Source organism: Micromonospora echinospora (genome assembly GCF_014203425.1).
GTDB lineage: Bacteria > Actinomycetota > Actinomycetes > Mycobacteriales > Micromonosporaceae > Micromonospora > Micromonospora echinospora_A.
In genome coordinates this window covers 673,328-688,897 of the sequence record NZ_JACHJC010000001.1, presented here as the reverse complement: position 1 = coordinate 688,897, position 15,570 = coordinate 673,328, and the positions used below count along the sequence as shown (strand labels likewise).

General features: G+C 72.4%; 14 protein-coding genes and 1 tRNA gene. 7 read left to right on the top strand and 8 right to left on the bottom strand.

The features are described from left to right. Positions 1 to 39 precede the first annotated feature (39 nt). Positions 40 to 303, bottom strand: coding sequence for a cell division protein CrgA (locus FHU28_RS03220; RefSeq protein WP_043327616.1), 264 nt, complete (start codon positions 301 to 303; stop codon positions 40 to 42). Positions 304 to 533: 230 nt separating this feature from the next. Here FHU28_RS03220 and FHU28_RS03215 point away from each other — a divergent pair, with 230 nt between their 5' ends. The 4 genes from FHU28_RS03215 (at position 534) to FHU28_RS03200 (ending at position 4,050) form a co-directional block, all read left to right on the top strand. Continuing rightward, positions 534 to 1,340 (top strand): DUF881 domain-containing protein, encoded by an 807-nt coding sequence (locus FHU28_RS03215; protein WP_184680695.1) that lies wholly within the window; start codon positions 534 to 536, stop codon positions 1,338 to 1,340. Between the two features lie 113 nt (positions 1,341 to 1,453). Next, positions 1,454 to 3,118 (top strand): class E sortase, encoded by a 1,665-nt coding sequence (locus FHU28_RS33215; RefSeq protein WP_260413274.1) that lies wholly within the window; start codon positions 1,454 to 1,456, stop codon positions 3,116 to 3,118. 3 nt (positions 3,119 to 3,121) lie between these two features. Further along, positions 3,122 to 3,394, top strand: a complete 273-nt coding sequence (locus tag FHU28_RS03205) for a hypothetical protein (protein WP_116503113.1) — start codon at positions 3,122 to 3,124, stop codon at positions 3,392 to 3,394. Positions 3,395 to 3,399: 5 nt separating this feature from the next. Beyond that, positions 3,400 to 4,050, top strand: coding sequence for an aminodeoxychorismate/anthranilate synthase component II (locus FHU28_RS03200; protein WP_184680694.1), 651 nt, complete (start codon positions 3,400 to 3,402; stop codon positions 4,048 to 4,050). A 188-nt stretch (positions 4,051 to 4,238) separates the two neighbouring features. On the opposite strand, the gene pknB is transcribed toward FHU28_RS03200, so the two are convergent. From pknB to FHU28_RS03165, 7 genes are read right to left on the bottom strand one after another with little or no spacing between them, the layout of a single operon-like run. Beyond that, positions 4,239 to 6,077, bottom strand: a complete 1,839-nt coding sequence (gene pknB, locus FHU28_RS03195; RefSeq protein ID WP_184680692.1) for a Stk1 family PASTA domain-containing Ser/Thr kinase — start codon at positions 6,075 to 6,077, stop codon at positions 4,239 to 4,241. Further along, the gene (locus tag FHU28_RS03190; RefSeq protein WP_184680690.1) at positions 6,074 to 7,471 is read right to left on the bottom strand and encodes a serine/threonine-protein kinase; all 1,398 of its coding nucleotides are present in this window, start codon (positions 7,469 to 7,471) and stop codon (positions 6,074 to 6,076) included. The genes pknB and FHU28_RS03190 overlap by 4 nt, the downstream gene beginning before the upstream one ends. A 1-nt stretch (position 7,472) precedes the next feature. Further along, complete coding sequence (locus tag FHU28_RS03185; protein WP_184680687.1) at positions 7,473 to 8,981, bottom strand: peptidoglycan D,D-transpeptidase FtsI family protein; 1,509 nt, start codon at positions 8,979 to 8,981, stop codon at positions 7,473 to 7,475. Continuing rightward, positions 8,978 to 10,465, bottom strand: coding sequence for an FtsW/RodA/SpoVE family cell cycle protein (locus FHU28_RS03180; protein ID WP_184680685.1), 1,488 nt, complete (start codon positions 10,463 to 10,465; stop codon positions 8,978 to 8,980). The genes FHU28_RS03185 and FHU28_RS03180 overlap by 4 nt, the downstream gene beginning before the upstream one ends. A gap of 28 nt (positions 10,466 to 10,493) precedes the next feature. Further along, on the bottom strand, positions 10,494 to 11,942 hold the full coding sequence (locus FHU28_RS03175; protein WP_184680683.1) for a PP2C family protein-serine/threonine phosphatase: 1,449 nt from the start codon (positions 11,940 to 11,942) through the stop codon (positions 10,494 to 10,496). Further along, entirely contained in the window at positions 11,939 to 12,433 is a 495-nt protein-coding gene (locus tag FHU28_RS03170) for an FHA domain-containing protein FhaB/FipA (protein ID WP_184680680.1), read from the bottom strand. The genes FHU28_RS03175 and FHU28_RS03170 overlap by 4 nt, the downstream gene beginning before the upstream one ends. A 6-nt stretch (positions 12,434 to 12,439) precedes the next feature. Continuing rightward, positions 12,440 to 13,228 (bottom strand): FHA domain-containing protein, encoded by a 789-nt coding sequence (locus tag FHU28_RS03165; protein ID WP_026267912.1) that lies wholly within the window; start codon positions 13,226 to 13,228, stop codon positions 12,440 to 12,442. A 209-nt stretch (positions 13,229 to 13,437) separates the two neighbouring features. Here FHU28_RS03165 and FHU28_RS03160 point away from each other — a divergent pair. From FHU28_RS03160 to FHU28_RS03150, 3 genes are all read left to right on the top strand, one after another. Continuing rightward, positions 13,438 to 13,523 (top strand) — tRNA-Leu (locus FHU28_RS03160). Between the two features lie 71 nt (positions 13,524 to 13,594). Continuing rightward, entirely contained in the window at positions 13,595 to 14,704 is a 1,110-nt protein-coding gene (locus FHU28_RS03155; protein ID WP_184680677.1) for an NAD-dependent epimerase/dehydratase family protein, read from the top strand. Next, on the top strand, positions 14,701 to 15,507 hold the full coding sequence (locus FHU28_RS03150) for a WecB/TagA/CpsF family glycosyltransferase (protein ID WP_073827088.1): 807 nt from the start codon (positions 14,701 to 14,703) through the stop codon (positions 15,505 to 15,507). Before FHU28_RS03155 ends, FHU28_RS03150 begins: the two co-directional genes overlap by 4 nt. Positions 15,508 to 15,570: the final 63 nt, after the last annotated feature.

Here is a 15,570-nt window from a genome sequence, read left to right as displayed (position 1 = left end):
GGCGTGGCGTGACCTACGCCGGGTCGACGGGCAGCCGGCTCACCGCCAGCGGGACAGCAGGATCAGCGAGGAGACCATCGCGCCGAAGCCGACAGCGAGGTTCCAGTAACCCCAGGTGGCGACCGGGTAGGCCTGCTCGGACAGGTAGTAGAGCACCAGCCACCCGATGCCGACCACGATCAGCGCGACCGCCGTGACCGGCAGCCAGACCGGGCTAGGCTTGCGCGTCGACGCCGTCGCCGTCGGACGAACGTCCGTGGGCGGGGTGTACACCTTCTTCTTACGGACCTGAGACTTGGGCACGACGCTCTCCAGAGGGGGGTACGACCTCGTCCGGCCTGACAACCGGGCGCGAGGGCGACGGTCCATGGCCAATAATGTTCGACAGCTAGCGTAGTCCCGACGGACCGTCCAGGCCACGAATGGGGCCAGGCCGGTGCACTCAGTAACCGGAAAGAGCGGACTTTCCGGGTCGATCAGGTCGGTTCGCATCGGCGCGAGCCGCAACGAGACGACGGGAAAGGGAACGCCCGGTGGAGTACACGTCCGGCGCCGCCTCCTGGCAGAAGGCCCTCCGCCGCGCGGTAGCCGCCCTGCTGCCCCGGCGCGCCCGCCAGCGCCGCCCGGGCTGGTCGATCGGCGTACCCCTGATCGCCGCCGCGGCCGGGCTGCTCTTCACCACCACCGCCACCACCGCGGGCGGCACGTCGCTGCGCGAGGACCGGCGCCCTCAGCTCACCCAGCTGATCGAGGACCGCCGCGAGCAGGTCGCGGCGAGTGAGGCGAAGGCCGCCCGGCTCCGCACCGAGGTGGAGGAGCAGACCGCCGCGCTGGCCGGCGCCGACGGGCCGATCAAGACCGAGCGGGACCGGGCCGCCGCGAGCCGGCAGGCCGCCGGGTTCACAGCGCTCACCGGCAGCGGCGTGACGGTCGAGCTGAACGACGCCGACCGCCGGCCCGACCAGCCGCTACCCAAGGGCGCCAGCAACGACGACCTGGTCGTGCACCAGGGCGATGTCCAGGCGGTGGTCAACGCGCTCTGGGCCGGCGGCGCGGAGGCCATGTCAATCATGAACGTGCGCGTGCTCAGCACCAGCGCGGTACGCTGCGTCGGTAACACCCTGCTGCTGCACGGCCGGGTGTACTCCCCTCCTTTCAAGATCGTGGCAATCGGCGACCCCGCGGAACTCCAGCGGGCGCTCGCCGCCTCTGAGGGAGTGCGGGTGTTCAAGGAAGTGGCCGACCACTACCAACTCGGCTACGTCGAGCGCGTCGCCACCGTCACCGTGCCGGCGTTCGAGGACTCCACCGCGTTGCAGTCGGCGACGGTGCCCCGGTGAGCGGCGGCGACCCCCGGGACCGCCGCGGCCACGACCGCCAGGAGGAGCCGACCGCGTTCCTCCCCAAGGTCGAGCGCCCGGCCCCTGCCCCGGCGTCGCCGCCCCCGCTCGACCTGCCCTGGCCCGACGCCGGACCGGCCCACGCCTCCCCGGCCCGGCATGGACCGGTCCCACCACCGCCCGCCCCGCCACGGACCGCCCCACCACCGCCCGCCCCGCCGCCGCCCTGGCCGGGCAACCAGGCACATCCGCCGGCCGGCCCGCACCACGCCGAGGCCGACAGGCGGCTCCGCCCCTCCGGTGGCGGGGTTCCCGAGGCCGGTTTCCGCCCCTCCGGCGGCGGGGCTCCCGAGTCCGTGCCCCGGTCACCCGGCCGTCCGGGCGCGGCCGGGTCCGGCCCGGCGCGCTTCGCCGGACCAGGCGGACCTGGCGCCGGTCTGCCGGGCGGCCCACCGCACCACGCAGCGGCGCCACAGCGCGCCCCCGGGATGCGTCCGTCCACGCCGGTCGACGTGCCGCCCCGGACGGGTGACCACAGGGCGCGACCGGGCGATGTCCCGCCTCCGGCGGGTGAGCGCCGGGCGCGACCCGGCGATGTCCCACCCGGGACGGGCGAGCGCCAGATGCGGCCGGGCGCGTACGGACCGGCGGCGCACCAGCATCCCGCCCGCCAGGCCGGCGGCGCGCTCCCGCCGGAGCGCGGTGGGCGCGCAGGGCAGCCGCCGCAGCCCGGCGCGCAGCCGTGGGAGAGCGCCGGACGGCCACCAGAGGCCACCGGCCGGCCACCGGGGGGCGAGGGACGGCAGGCAGCCGGTCCGCCCGGCGTACCCCGGTTCGGCGGCCCGGCCGACGCGGACCGGACACCGCCGGTCGACCCGGGAGCGACGGCGGTGCTGCCCCCCGTCACCCGCCCGCCCGCGGACCCCCGGATGGACGCCACCGGGCTGATGGGGGCGGTGCCTCCGGCGCCGGACGCGGCGGACGGCGGCGACGAGTCCTCGGGCGAGCCGCCCCGCCCCCGGCGCGGTGAGCGGGTGGTGCAGTTGCGGCCCGAGCAGACCGGCGAGGGCTACCGGAGCGTCTACTCCGAGCTGACCCGCCCCACCGTCGGCTCCCGGCTGCGCACCGTCGTACGCGGCACCGGCGAACTGCTGATCACCTTCGGCATCGTGGTGCTCCTCTTCGCCGGCTACGAGATCTGGGGCAAGGCGGTCATCGTCGAGGCCCACCAGAGCGATCTGAACAGCCAGCTCGCCCAGGAGTGGGGCGCGGACCCGACGGTCGCCCCGACCACCGGGCCGACCGTGAAACCGAAGCCGCCGGCCAACGGAAAGCCGGTCGCCGGCCTCTACATCCCCAAGTTCGACAAGCACTGGGTGGTGGTCGAGGGGGTCAGCCCGAACGACATCCGGTACGCCCCGGGCCGCTACCCGGACAGCGCGATGCCCGGCGAGGTGGGCAACTTCTCCGTGGCGGGCCACCGGATCCGCTCCACGTTCTGGCGGCTGGACGAGCTGAAGACCGGCGACGCCATAGTGGTCGAGACCCGCACCGACTGGCTCGTCTACCGCGTCTATCAGCAGCGCATCGTCAAGCCGTCCCAGGTCGAGGTGGTCGCGCCGGTGCCGGGCAAGCCTGGCCAGAAGCCCACCGAGAAGCTGCTCACGCTCACCACCTGCAACCCGAAGTTCGACAACTACCAGCGGCTGATCATTCACGCCCGGCTGGACGCCGTCCAGGCCAAGTCGGCGGGCCGCCCGGCCGAACTGGAGACGTGAGCCGTGTACACCTGGATTTGGCGGAAACTTCCCTTCGGGCTGCCCGGGAAGCTGATCGGCTCGCTGCTGCTGGCCACCGCCACCGTCGCGCTGCTCTGGTTCGTGGTCTTCCCGTGGGCCGAGCCGCTGCTGCCCTTCGACGACGTGCAGGTCACCCAGGACTCCGGCGTACCGGGCGACGGCGGGCTCACCGAGCCGACCGGGCTGCCCGGCGACGAGGAGCTGCCGTACAGCACCGAGACGAACAACGCCCCGCCCCCCACCCCGAACAGGTGACCCCGATGCGTGTCCTGGTGATCGACAACTACGACTCGTTCGTCTTCAACCTCGTGCAGTACCTCGGCCAGCTCGGGGCCGACTGCGACGTACGGCGCAACGACGAGATCGACGTCGCCGAGGTGGGGCGCGCCGGCGCCGGTGGCATCCTGCTGTCACCCGGTCCCGGCAGCCCGGACCGCGCCGGCATCTGCCTGGACGTCATCCGCGAGTACGCCGGCAAGCTCCCGATCTTCGGCGTCTGCCTCGGTCACCAGGCGATCGGCGAGGCGTTCGGTGCCACCGTGGCGCGTGCGCCGGAACTGCTGCACGGCAAGACCTCCGAGGTACGCCACGACGGCGTGGGCGTGCTCGCCGGCCTGCCCGACCCGTTCACCGCCACCCGTTACCACTCGCTCGCCGTACTGCCCGAGACGCTGCCGGACGAGCTGGAGGTGACCGGCCGGACCGGCTCCGGCGTGGTGATGGCGATGCGGCACCGCACGCTGCCCATCGAGGGCGTGCAGTTCCACCCGGAGTCGGTGCTGACCGAGGGCGGTCACCTGATGCTGGCTAACTGGCTGGCCGCCTGCGGCTTCCCGGGGGCGCTGGAACGCGCCCCGGAGCTGGCCGCCGAGGTCGACGCCCGCCGCCGAGCCGCCTTCGCCGCCGCCTGACCCCCAACCCCACTCACCCGCCGCCCGCCCGGCCCGCCCGGCGATCATGAAGTTAGCGGTACGAGCGCGGCCGATTTGTCGCCGCCAACCTCATGATCGACGGGGAGGGTGGGGCGGTAAGGGCGGGTGCGACGACGGCGACGGCCCCGGGGGGAGGGGACGCCGCCGCGTCGTCGGTCAGGTGATGCTCAGCGTTCGGTACGGCTGGGCGCGAGGGTCGGGAACGGGAAGCCACTGCCGCCGCCGTTGCCGCCGCCTCCGCCCGGCGTGCTGGGCGTCGTGCTGGGGGTGCCGCTCGGCGTCGGGGTCGTCGGCTCCTCGTCCTCGCGCGGCACGTCGACCTCGATGGTCACCCGCTCGCCCTTGGCCAGCTTGGTCCTGCCGGTCGGCGACTGGCTGCTGACCTTGCCCGCCTGGGACGGGTCGACCTCGTTGCCCTCCCGGACCCGGACCGTGTAGCCGGCTTCCTTCAGCAGCTTCGTCGCCTGCTCCTCGGTGTAGCCGCGGACGTCCGGGACCTCGCCGACGTTGCCCTTGGAGACCTTGAGCGTCACCTTGCTGCCCTCGGCGACCGTACTGCCCTCGGTGGGCGAGACGGAGATGACCTGACCCTCCGGCGCGCTGTCGTTGACATCCTCGCGAACCGGAACCAGCTCAAGTTCGGTCAGTCGGTCCCTCGCGGCGTTGTAGGTGCCGCCCTTCAGGTTGGTGGGGATGGTGACCTGGCCCGGGCCGGTGCAGACCTTGACAGTGACCTCGGTGTCCTTGTCCACCCGCTGGCCGAACGTCGGGCTCTGCTCGACCACTGAGCCCTTCTCGCAGGTGGTGCTCTGCACCGGATCGCCGGGGACGAACCGCAGCCCGGCCTGGGTCAGCGCTGCCTGCGCGTCGGCCTGCGAACGGCCTACCAGCTGCGGCACCGACACCTTCTCGTTGCCGGCCTGGTTGAGCCAGAGCGCGGTGCCCAGCGCGATCACCGCGAGCACGCCGAGCGCGGCGAACGCCGCGATGACCCAGGACGAGCTCTTGCGCTTGCCCGGGTCGCCGACGCGCGCCGCCGGCTGCGAGCGGGTCTGCGGGCCCATCATCTGGGTCTGCTGCGCCTGGTGGTAACCGCCGCCCGCGGCGGCGCCCATCGGCATGGTCTCCTCGGCCGGCATCACCGGGGTGGCGAGCACCGGCCGGCCGGCGGCGGCGCGGAGCAGGTCCGCCCGCATCTCACCGGCGCTCTGGTAGCGGTTGAGCGGGTTCTTCGACAGCGCCTTGAGCACGATGGCGTCGACAGCCGGGTTGACGTCCGGGTTGATCGTGCTGGGCGTCGGCGGCTGCTCCCGCACGTGCTGGTACGCGACGCTGACCGGGCTGTCGCCGACGAACGGCGGGTGGCCGCAGAGCAGCTCGAACAGCACGCAGCCGGCCGCGTAGACGTCGGAGCGGGCGTCTACCGCCTCTCCGCGCGCCTGCTCCGGGGAGAGGTACTGCGCGGTGCCGATGACCGCGCTGGTCTGCGTCATCGTGGTGGCGCCGCTGGCCAGCGCCCGGGCGATGCCGAAGTCCATCACCTTGACCTGGCCGGTCTGGGTGAGCATCACGTTGCCGGGCTTGATGTCCCGGTGGATGATCCCGTGCCGGTGGCTGAACTCCAGCGCCGCGCACATGTCGGCGCAGATCTCCAGCGCCCGGCGCGGCTGGAGCCGCCCCTCGACGCCGAGGACCTCCTTGAGCGTGCGGCCGTTGACGAACTCCATCACGATGAATGGCAGGGTCTCGCCCGTCGGGGCGGTTTCCTCACCGGTGTCGTAGACGGCGACGATGGCCGGGTGGTTCAGCGAGGCGGCGTTCTGCGCCTCGCGGCGGAACCGCATCTGGAAGGTCGCATCCCGGGCCAGATCGGTACGGAGCATCTTGATCGCGACATCCCGCCCGAGCCGGAGGTCGCGGCCGCGGTGCACCTCGGCCATGCCGCCGTAGCCCAGCAGCTCGCCGACCTGATACCTGCCACCGAGCAGGCGGGCCTGCGCTGTCATCGCGTGTCTCGTCCTTCGCTCGTCGTCGTACCGCCGCCGGCCGGCAGGAGGCGTACCTCACGACGGTACGACGTGCGGACCGGATAGTCGCCTCCGTGCGGCCGCACCGCGCCGGAGGTCACGCTCACACTCGCCGGAGCGGATGCGGTAGCACCGTATTTCCGGTACAGGAACGAAATCACGCCCGAGCAGAGGATGACCAGTACGGCCACCACGATCGCCGTCGTCCAGAGCCCGGATCGGGAGCGCCGGGGTGGCGGCGGGGCGGCCGGGCGGGCGTACGGCATGGGGTTGTGCTGGGGCACTGGCCGCGGCGGTACGGGGGCCGCGCCACGCGGCGCCACCGGCGGGCGGGGCATCGGGGCCGGGTGGGCGATCACGGCCGGGCGCGGCGTCACCGGCGGACGGGCCGGCGAGACGGGCTGACGGGCCGGGGAGACCGGCGGCCGGGGCTGCGGATGCGCGGCGGCGGCCGGTGGCTGCGGACGGGGAGCGGTCGGCACCTGCGCGCGTGCGACGGGTGCGGCCGGTGAGGCCGGAGCGGCCGAGATGGGCCGACCGGCACGGGCCGCCTGGGAGAGCGCGAGCTTGGCCTGCCGGGCGATGCTCGCCAGCGCGGCGGCGCTGGGCCAGCGGGTGGCCGGGTCCTTCGCCATGGCCCGCTCCACGATGGCCCGGACCGGCGGCGGGATGTCGGCCGGAAGCGCCCGGGGCGTCTCCCGTACGTGCTTCATGGCGATTTCGAGCGGGTTGTCCCCCTCGAAGGGGCGCCGGCCCGCGAGGCACTGGTACGCGACCACGCCGAGCGCGTAGACGTCCGAGGCGGGCGTGGCCACCGCGCCGGTGGCCTGCTCGGGCGAGATGTACGAGGCGGTGCCGAGCACCGAGCCGGCGGCGGTGAGCTGACCGACCAGCTCGGAGCGGGCGATGCCGAAGTCGGTGAGCACGAGCGTGCCGTTCGGCCGGACCAGCAGGTTGCCGGGCTTCACGTCGCGGTGCACGATGCCCTTCTCGTGCGCCGCGTGCAACGCGTCGGCGGCCTGGGCCAGCAGCGCCATGGTCCGCGCCGGGGTCAGCCGGCCGACCCGGCTGAGCGTGGCGGAGAGCGCGTCGCCCTCGACGTACTCCATCACCAGGAACGCGATGTGCTGGTCGCTGCCGAAGTCGTAGACGTCGACCACGCCCGGGTGGTTGATGGTCGCCATGGTCCGCGCCTCGCCCCGGAACCGCTCGGCGAAGCCCGGCTCGTCCAGCAGCGCGGGGAGCAGGCTCTTGACCGCGACGGTACGGCCCAGCACCTGGTCGGTGCCGCGCCACACGTCGCCCATGCCACCGCTGGCGATCCGCTCGTCGAGGCGGTAGCGGTTGCCGAGCTTCACCCCCGGGCTCAGCACGTCAGCGCCTCCCGGAGTCCGCGATGGCCGCCGCCATGATCCGGCCGGCGATGCGGGCCGCCTCGGCGCTGCCGCCGTTGCCCGCCTGCTCCAGCTCGACGCAGACGGCGGACAGTGGCGTGCCGTCCTTGTCCAGGGCGAAGCCGATGAACCAGCCGTGGTCCGGGGTGTTCGGGCCGGACTGCGCGGTACCGGTCTTGCCGCCGACCAGGTAGCCGTCGATGGCGGCCCGGCGGCCGGTGCCCTCCTTCACCACGTTCTGCATCATGTCGCGCAGGTCGGCGGCGACCTGACCGCTGATCGGGCGGCGCAGCTCGCGCGGCTGGGCGGGGTCGTAGACGGTGGTGCGGTCCGGTCCGAGCAACTGCTTGACCAGGTACGGACGCATCTGCTTGCCGTCCTTGTTCGCCACCGCGGCGGCGATCATCGCGCCCTGCAACGGCGTCATCCGCACGTTGTTCTGGCCGATCGACGACTGGGCGAGCGCGGCCGGGTCGGTGCTGCCGTCCGGGTTCTGCATGTCGCCGGTGCGGCTGGCCGCCACCGGCAGGCCACCCTCGCCGAGCTGGCCGACTGTGAGGTCGTCCTGCTCGAAGCCGAACTGCTTGGCCTTCTCCTTGACCTTGTCCGCGCCGAGCCGCACGCCGAGCTGGGCGAAGCCGGTGTTGCAGGACTCGGTGACCGCCTCCCGCAGCGTCACCTGCGACTCGGGGCAGATCGACGGCGCGGCGTTGCGGATCGGCTGCCCGGCGCCGGGCGCGGTGTAGCTGGAGCCGGCGGGGATGCGGGTCTGCTGGCCGACGCCGTTCTCCAGCGCGGCAGCCGCCATGATGATCTTGAAGGTGGAGCCGGGCGGCAGCGTCTCGGACAGCGCCCGGTTCGCCAGCGGCCGGTCCTTGTCCTTCTCCAGCGTGTTGTACGCGCGGTCCGCCTCTGTGCTGTTGTGGCTGGCCAGCGGATTCGGGTCGAAGCTCGGCATGGAGACCAGCGCCTGCACCGCGCCGGTACGCGGGTCGATAGCGATCGCCGCGCCCTTCGTCGCGCCGACCTGGTTGTCGTTCAGCTGCTTGTACGCCGTCTCCTGGGCCCGCTTCGACAGCGTCAGCACCACGTTCCCGCCACCGGTCTCGTCACCGGTGAACATGTCCTTGATCCGGTTGGCGATGAGCGCGTCACTGGTGCCGGCGAGGAAGTCGTTCTCCACCCGCTCGATACCGCTCGCGCTGCCGTTGACCGGCTTCCAGCCGAGCACGTGCGCGTACGTCTCGCCGCCCGGGTAGGTGCGCTGGTACTTCAGCTCACCGCCGGTCTCCTTGCTGAGCGCGTACGCGGTGCCGCCGACCTCGATGTTGCCGCGCTTGCGGTCGTACTCGGCGACCTGGACCCGGCCGTTGTAGTCACTGTTGCGGTACTCGTCGGCCTTGTATGCCTGGATCCAGTTCAGGTTCGCGAAGAGGAGCCCGAACAGGACCATCACGACCACGCCGACGCGGCGCAGAGGGGCGTTCACGGTCGGATCACCTCCGTCGGGGCACCGTGCAACTGCTCGGGCGGGCCACCGGAAGGCCGCGCCGCCGGACCACCACCGGTCACCGGGCGGCGGGCGCCGTCGGAGACCCGCAGCAGCACCGCGATCAGCAGCCAGTTCGCCATCAGCGAGGAGCCGCCGGCGGACAGGAACGGGGTGGTCTGGCCGGTCAGCGGGATGAGCTTGCTGATGCCGCCGACGATGACGAACACCTGGAGGCCCAGCGTGAACGCCAGGCCACCGGCGAGCAGCTTGCCGAACGAGTCCCGCACCGCCAGCGCGGCACGCAGGCCCCGCTCCACGATCAGCAGGTAGATCACCAGCAACGCGGAGAGACCGAACAGGCCGATCTCCTCACCGATGCCGGCGAAGATGAAGTCGGTCTGCACCTCGGGCAGCAGCGTCGGCTGGCCGCCACCCGGACCGGCCCCGAACAGGCCGCCGGTGCCGAGCGTGAGCAGACCCTGCACCAACTGGTAACCCCGGTCGTACGGCTCGGCGAACGGGTCGAGCCAGATCTCCGCCCGGTCGTAGAAGTTGGCGAACGGGCCGCCCACGGTGCTGCCCAGCACGTACGCCAGGTAGGCGCCGCCGAAGAACAGGATCAGGCCGATGAGCAGCCAGCTGACCCGCTCGGTGGCGATGTAGAGCGTCACCACGAACATGCCGAAGTAGAGCAGCGAGGTGCCCAGGTCCTTCTCGAAGATCAGGACCAGGAGGCTGACCAGCCAGACCACCAGCACCGGGCCGAGGTCGCGCCCGCGCGGGAAGTCGATGCCGAGCACCCGCCGGCTGGCGAGCGACAGCACCTCGCGCTTGCGCACCAGGTAGTAGGCGAAGAACGTGAGCAGGGCCAGCTTGGCGAACTCGCCCGGCTGGATGGAGAACCCGCCGAACTTGATCCACAGCTTGGCGCCGTTGATCTCGGAGAAACGGCTGGGCAGCACCGCCGGGATCATCACCAGCACGATGCCGGCCAGGCCCAGCGTGTACGCGTACCGGGACAACGAGCGGTGGTCGCGCAGGATCGCCAGCAGCCCGGCTGCCAGCACCACGGCGGCCAGCGTCCAGGCGAGCTGCCGGCCACCGGTGCCGGCGAAGATGGCCAGGTCCTCCCGCTCCGCGGGCGCGGCCTTGGCCAGGTCGTACCGGCGCAGGAAGCCCACGCCGATGCCGTTGAGCAGGGCCACCGCCGGCAGCAGCGCCGGGTCGGCGTACGGCGCCAGCCAGCGGATCACCAGGTGCAGGCCGAGGAAGACCAGCCCCAGCGCGGCGGCCGGAATCCAGAAGTCGTTCGTGATCGTGTCCAGCGCCTTCGCCTCGACCATCGCCGCGTACGCCGCCACGAGCACCATGGCGAGCAGGAGCAGGGACAGCTCGGCGTTACGCCGGGACCGGGCCAGGCGTACGCCGGACTGCTCGCCCGTCGAAGCGGGCGAGGCGGCCGGTACGGCGGCTGCGGTCACGGATACGTCCTCGGGATCGAGCCGACACTCACTGCGGCGACCGGCAACCCGCCGGGTCGGCCGGCGGAACGGTGTCGGAGGGAACGGCGTCGGGCGTGGTGGTGAACGCCGGCGTCGACGCGCCGGGGGTGGGCGTCGACGCGCCCGCGGGCGGCGTGGACGGGAGCGGGCTGCCGCCGGGAGGCGGGGACAGCGGGTCGGTCGTGGCCACCGGGGTCGGGCTGGTCACGCCGGGCGACGGGTCGGGCGGGCAGAGCGGCTTGAGGTTGGGATTGCCCGGGTCGTCGCTGGTCAGCTCCGTCAGCCGGCGCTCGGCATCCGGCTCGTTGCGGGCCTGGATGCCCTGCTTCACCCGCTCCTGGGCGGCCAGCGTCAGGTCGTCGAGCCGGGCGTCGCTGCGCTCGTGCACGTTCGACAGGTCCAGCCCGGCGACCTGGCCGGGCACCCCGCGGAAGACCGCGAGCTGGCCGTCGTCGGTGGCGCCGACGTAGTACTGCCGCTGGGTGTACGTCCAGCCGCCGAACATGCCGCCACCGACGATGACCGCGAGCGCCACCACCATCGCGACGGTGCGCAGCGGCCGGCGGCGACGGCCCTCGGGCTCGTCGTCGCGGCTGTCCGCCGGCTCCTCGGGCACGGGTGGCCGGGGCGCGGACAACGCCGAGGCGCGGGCCGCCGGAGTGGAGTCGTCGGCCGAGGTCGCCATGCCGCGGTCCCGGGCGGCGGCGCCGCCCACGATCGGGGACGCCTCGACGATGTCCTGGTCGGTGGCGTCGGCGATGATCACGGTGATGTTGTCCGGGCCGCCGCCGCGCAGCGCGAGCTGCACCAGGCGCTCCACGCACCGCTGCGGGTCGGGGTACTCCCGCATGGTGTCGGCGATGGTGTCCGCGCTGACCACGCCGGAGAGCCCGTCGGAGCAGATCAGGTAGCGGTCGCCGGGCAGCACCTGCCGGACGCTGTACTCCGGGTCGATGTCGCGGCCGTCCAGCGCCCGGGTGAGCAGCGAGCGCTGGGGGTGACTGCTCGCCTCCTCCGCGCTGATCCGGCCCTCGTCGACGAGCATCTGGACGTACGTGTCGTCCTTGGTGATCTGCGCGAACTCGCCGTTGCGCAGGAGATAGGCCCGCGAGTCACCGATGTGGACCATCCCGAGCTTGCTGCCGGAGAAGAGGGTCGCGGTGAGCGTGGTGCCCATCCCCTCCAGCTGCGGGTTGGCGTCCACGGTGTCGCGGAGCTGCTGGTTGGCGGTGCCCACGGCGGAGCGGAGCGCGTCGACCAGGGCGTCACCAGGGACGTCCTCGTCGAGGGGCGCCATGGCACCGATGACGATGTTGCTGGCGACGTCACCGGCGGCCATGCCGCCCATGCCGTCGGCCACGGCAAGCAGCCGCGGTCCGGCGTAGACGGAATCCTGATTACCGTCTCGGATCAGACCGCGGTCGCTGTGGGCCGCGTAGCGCAGGGTCAGAGTCATGGCCGTAATTCGAGGGAAGTGCGGCCGATCCGGATCGGCACGCCGAGGGGGACGGGGGTTGGTCCGGTGACCTTAGCGCGATCGAGATACGTGCCGTTAGTCGATCCGAGGTCCTCGACGTACCACTGCCCCTCACGGGGCACCAGCCGGGCGTGTCGCGCCGAGGCGTAGTCGTCGGTGATCACCAGCGTCGAGTCCTCCGCCCGGCCGATGGTGATCTGGGCATCCCCGAGCGTGATTCGGGTGCCGGCCAGCTGACCGGCGGTGACCACGAGCTGGCGGGCGGCCCGGCCGCGCTTGGCCTTCGCCGGCTTCCCCGGCTGCCCCGGCTGCCCGGTCGACGCGCCGATCCCCCGCGGCGCGGCCACCAGGCGGCCCGACCGGGCGCCCGCGAAGAGGTCCCGGCGGATCACACCGACGACCGTGAACACGAAGATCCACAGCAGGATGAGGAACCCGAACCGGGCGACGGTGATGACGAGCTCCGGCAACGGGGATCAGCCGTCCACGCGGAAGGTCAGCGTCGTGGTGCCGAGCTGGATCATGTCGCCGGGGTTGAGGGCGACCGCCGAGACGCGCTGGCCGTTGACCATCGTGCCGTTCGTGGAACCCAGGTCGGTCAGCACGACCTGCCCGCCGTCGAAGTCCAGCCGGGCGTGGCGCCGCGAGATGCCGACGTCGGGCAGGCGCAGGTTGGCCTGGTCGCCGCGGCCGATCACGGTCGAGCCCATCTGGAGGGGGTAGGTGCGGCCGTCGCCGGAGACCAGGCGGACGTTGCGGCCCCCGCCGTGACCGGGCGGAGGACCGTAGCCGCCACCCTGGTCGTACGCCGGGTACGCCGGGCCGGCGTCGTAGCCGCCGGGCGCGGAGACCGGGGCGACGTCCCCGCCGGTGTAGACCTCGGCGGTGACCCGGAACATGCCGGTGTCCAGGCCCTCACCGCGCTCGACCTCGACGATCACGTCGCCGTAGACCGTCCAGGCCTGCTCGCCGATGAACTCGGCCTGCGACTGCGCCAGCTCCTGGGCCAGCGCGGCCGCGTAGGGCGCCAGCCGACTGTGGTCGTAGGGCGAGAGATCGATCACGTAGCGGTTGGGCACAAGGGTGCGCCCACCGGCCAGGATCGCCTTGTGCGCCTCGGCCTCCCGCTGCATGGCGTTGAGGATCTCCACGGGGTGGACCACCCCTTTGAAGACCTTGGCGAAGGCCCCCTCGACCAGGCCTTCCAGACGCTTCTCGAAGCGTTGCAGCACGCTCACCGGCTCCTCCTCGGGTCCCGAGGCAATGATGGTATCCGGACACCGCCTCCGCAGCTCACACGCCGCTCGGCCGGCTGCCGTCGGCCCGTTCGTGACCAGGCCCGCGGACGTGCTAAAGTTTCGCCCGCCACGAGCGGTGATCGTTCGTGGCGTGGCCAGTGGACAGCGTAATATGTCCCGGCACCCGCCGCAGAGGGCGGGCGCGGGATGCGATATGGTGTTCCGGGTCGTGCCACGGGGATGTGGCGGAATGGCAGACGCGCACGGTTCAGGTCCGTGTGTCCGAAAGGACGTGGGGGTTCAACTCCCCCCATCCCCACCAGGACGAGGGCTCCGCACACAGCGGGGCCCTTGCTTCGTATCGGGGCGTTCCGGACGTCACGCTATGCTCCGATGGTTTCCCTGCCTCCCACGGACCAGGAGTGGCGTGTGACTGTCGCGTTGGTGACCGGTTCCGGCGGTCTGATCGGCTCCGAGGCGGCCCGGCACTTCGCCGGACTCGGTCTCGACGTGGTCGGGATCGACAACGACATGCGGCGGTACTTCTTCGGCGAGGACGGCTCGACCGCCTGGAGCCTCGACCGGCTCGCCGCCGATCTCGGCTCCGCGTACACCCACCACGCCGTCGACATCCGCGACCGGGACGGGCTGGAGCAGGTCTTCAAGCGCTACGGCAAGGACATCGCCGTGGTGATCCACAGCGCCGCCCAGCCGAGCCACGACTGGGCCGCCAAGGAGCCGTTCACCGACTTCGACGTGAACGCCGGCGGCACGCTCAACGTGCTGGAGAACACCCGGCGGCACGCGATCGACGCGCCGTTCATCCACTGTTCCACCAACAAGGTGTACGGCGACCGGCCGAACTCGCTCCCGCTGATCGAGCTGGAGACCCGCTACGAGCTGCCCGAGGACCACCGCTGGTACGACGGCATCACCGAGGACATGTCGATCGACGAGTCGATGCACTCGATCTTCGGCGCCTCGAAGGTCGCCTCGGACGTGATGGTCCAGGAGTACGGCCGCTACTTCGACATGAAGACCGCCTGCTTCCGCGGCGGCACGCTGACCGGCCCGGCGCACTCCGCCGCCGAGCTGCACGGCTTCCTGGCGTACCTGATGCGCTGCGTGATGGAGGGCCGGACGTACAACCTCTTCGGCTACAAGGGGAAGATGGTCCGGGACGCGATCCACTCGCACGACGTGCTCACCGCGTTCGAGGCGTTCTTCCGCGAGCCGCGCTCCGCCCAGGTCTACAACCTCGGCGGCGGCCGGCACTCGAACACCTCGCACATCGAGGCGTTCCGGATCGCCCAGGAGATCACCGGCCGCGAGGCGCGGATCAACTACGTCGAGCAGGCCCGCACCGGCGACCACCAGTGGTACGTCAGCAGCATGGCCCGGTTCGAGGAGCACTACCCGTCCTGGAAGATCACGTACGACGTGCCGATGATCCTCCGCGAGATCTACGAGGCCAACGTCGACAAGTGGGTGCCGAAGGCATGAGCGCCGGGACCAAGCGCAACGTGCTGGGCGTCGGGGTCGACGCGACCGACTACGCCCGGGCCACCGAGGCCGTGGTGGCGGCCGCGCACGAGCGCCGCCCGCTGGCGCTCACCGCGCTCGCCGTGCACGGCGTGATGACCGGGGTGCTCGACCCGGCGCACAACGCCCGGCTCAACTCGTTCGACGTGGTCACCCCGGACGGGCAGCCCGTGCGCTGGGCGCTCAACCTGCTGCACGGCGCCGGGCTCACCGACCGCGTCTACGGCCCGGAGCTGACCCTGCGGGTGCTCGCCCGGTTCGCCGAGGAGGGACTGCCGGTCTACCTCTACGGCTCCACCGAGGAGACGCTGTCCCGGCTGGTCCCGGCGCTGGAGCGCAAGTTCCCCGCGCTGAAGATCGCCGGGGTCGAGCCGTCCAAGTTCCGCGCCGCCACGCCGGGCGAGGATGCCGAGATCGCCGACCGGATCCGGGCCAGCGGCGCCCGCCTCGTCCTGGTCGGGCTGGGCTGCCCGCGCCAGGAGGTCTTCGCGTACGCCATGCGCCCGCTGCTGGACATGCCGCTGATGGCGGTCGGCGCGGCGTTCGACTACCACGCCGGGCTGCTGCGCAACCCGCCACCGTGGATGCAGCGCGCCGGGCTGGAGTGGTTCTGGCGGCTCGGCCTGGAGCCCAAGCGCCTGTGGCGCCGCTACGTCATCCTCAACCCGGCCTACCTGGCCCGGCTCGCGGCCCAGAAGACCGGGCTGTGGAAGGCCACCCCGCCGACGCCGGCCACCACCCGACCGGCCACTTTCGACGTCTGATCCGCCCCGACGACCCCTACGGGCCCGGATACGGGACGAACCGGGGTGCCGTCCCGGATTCGG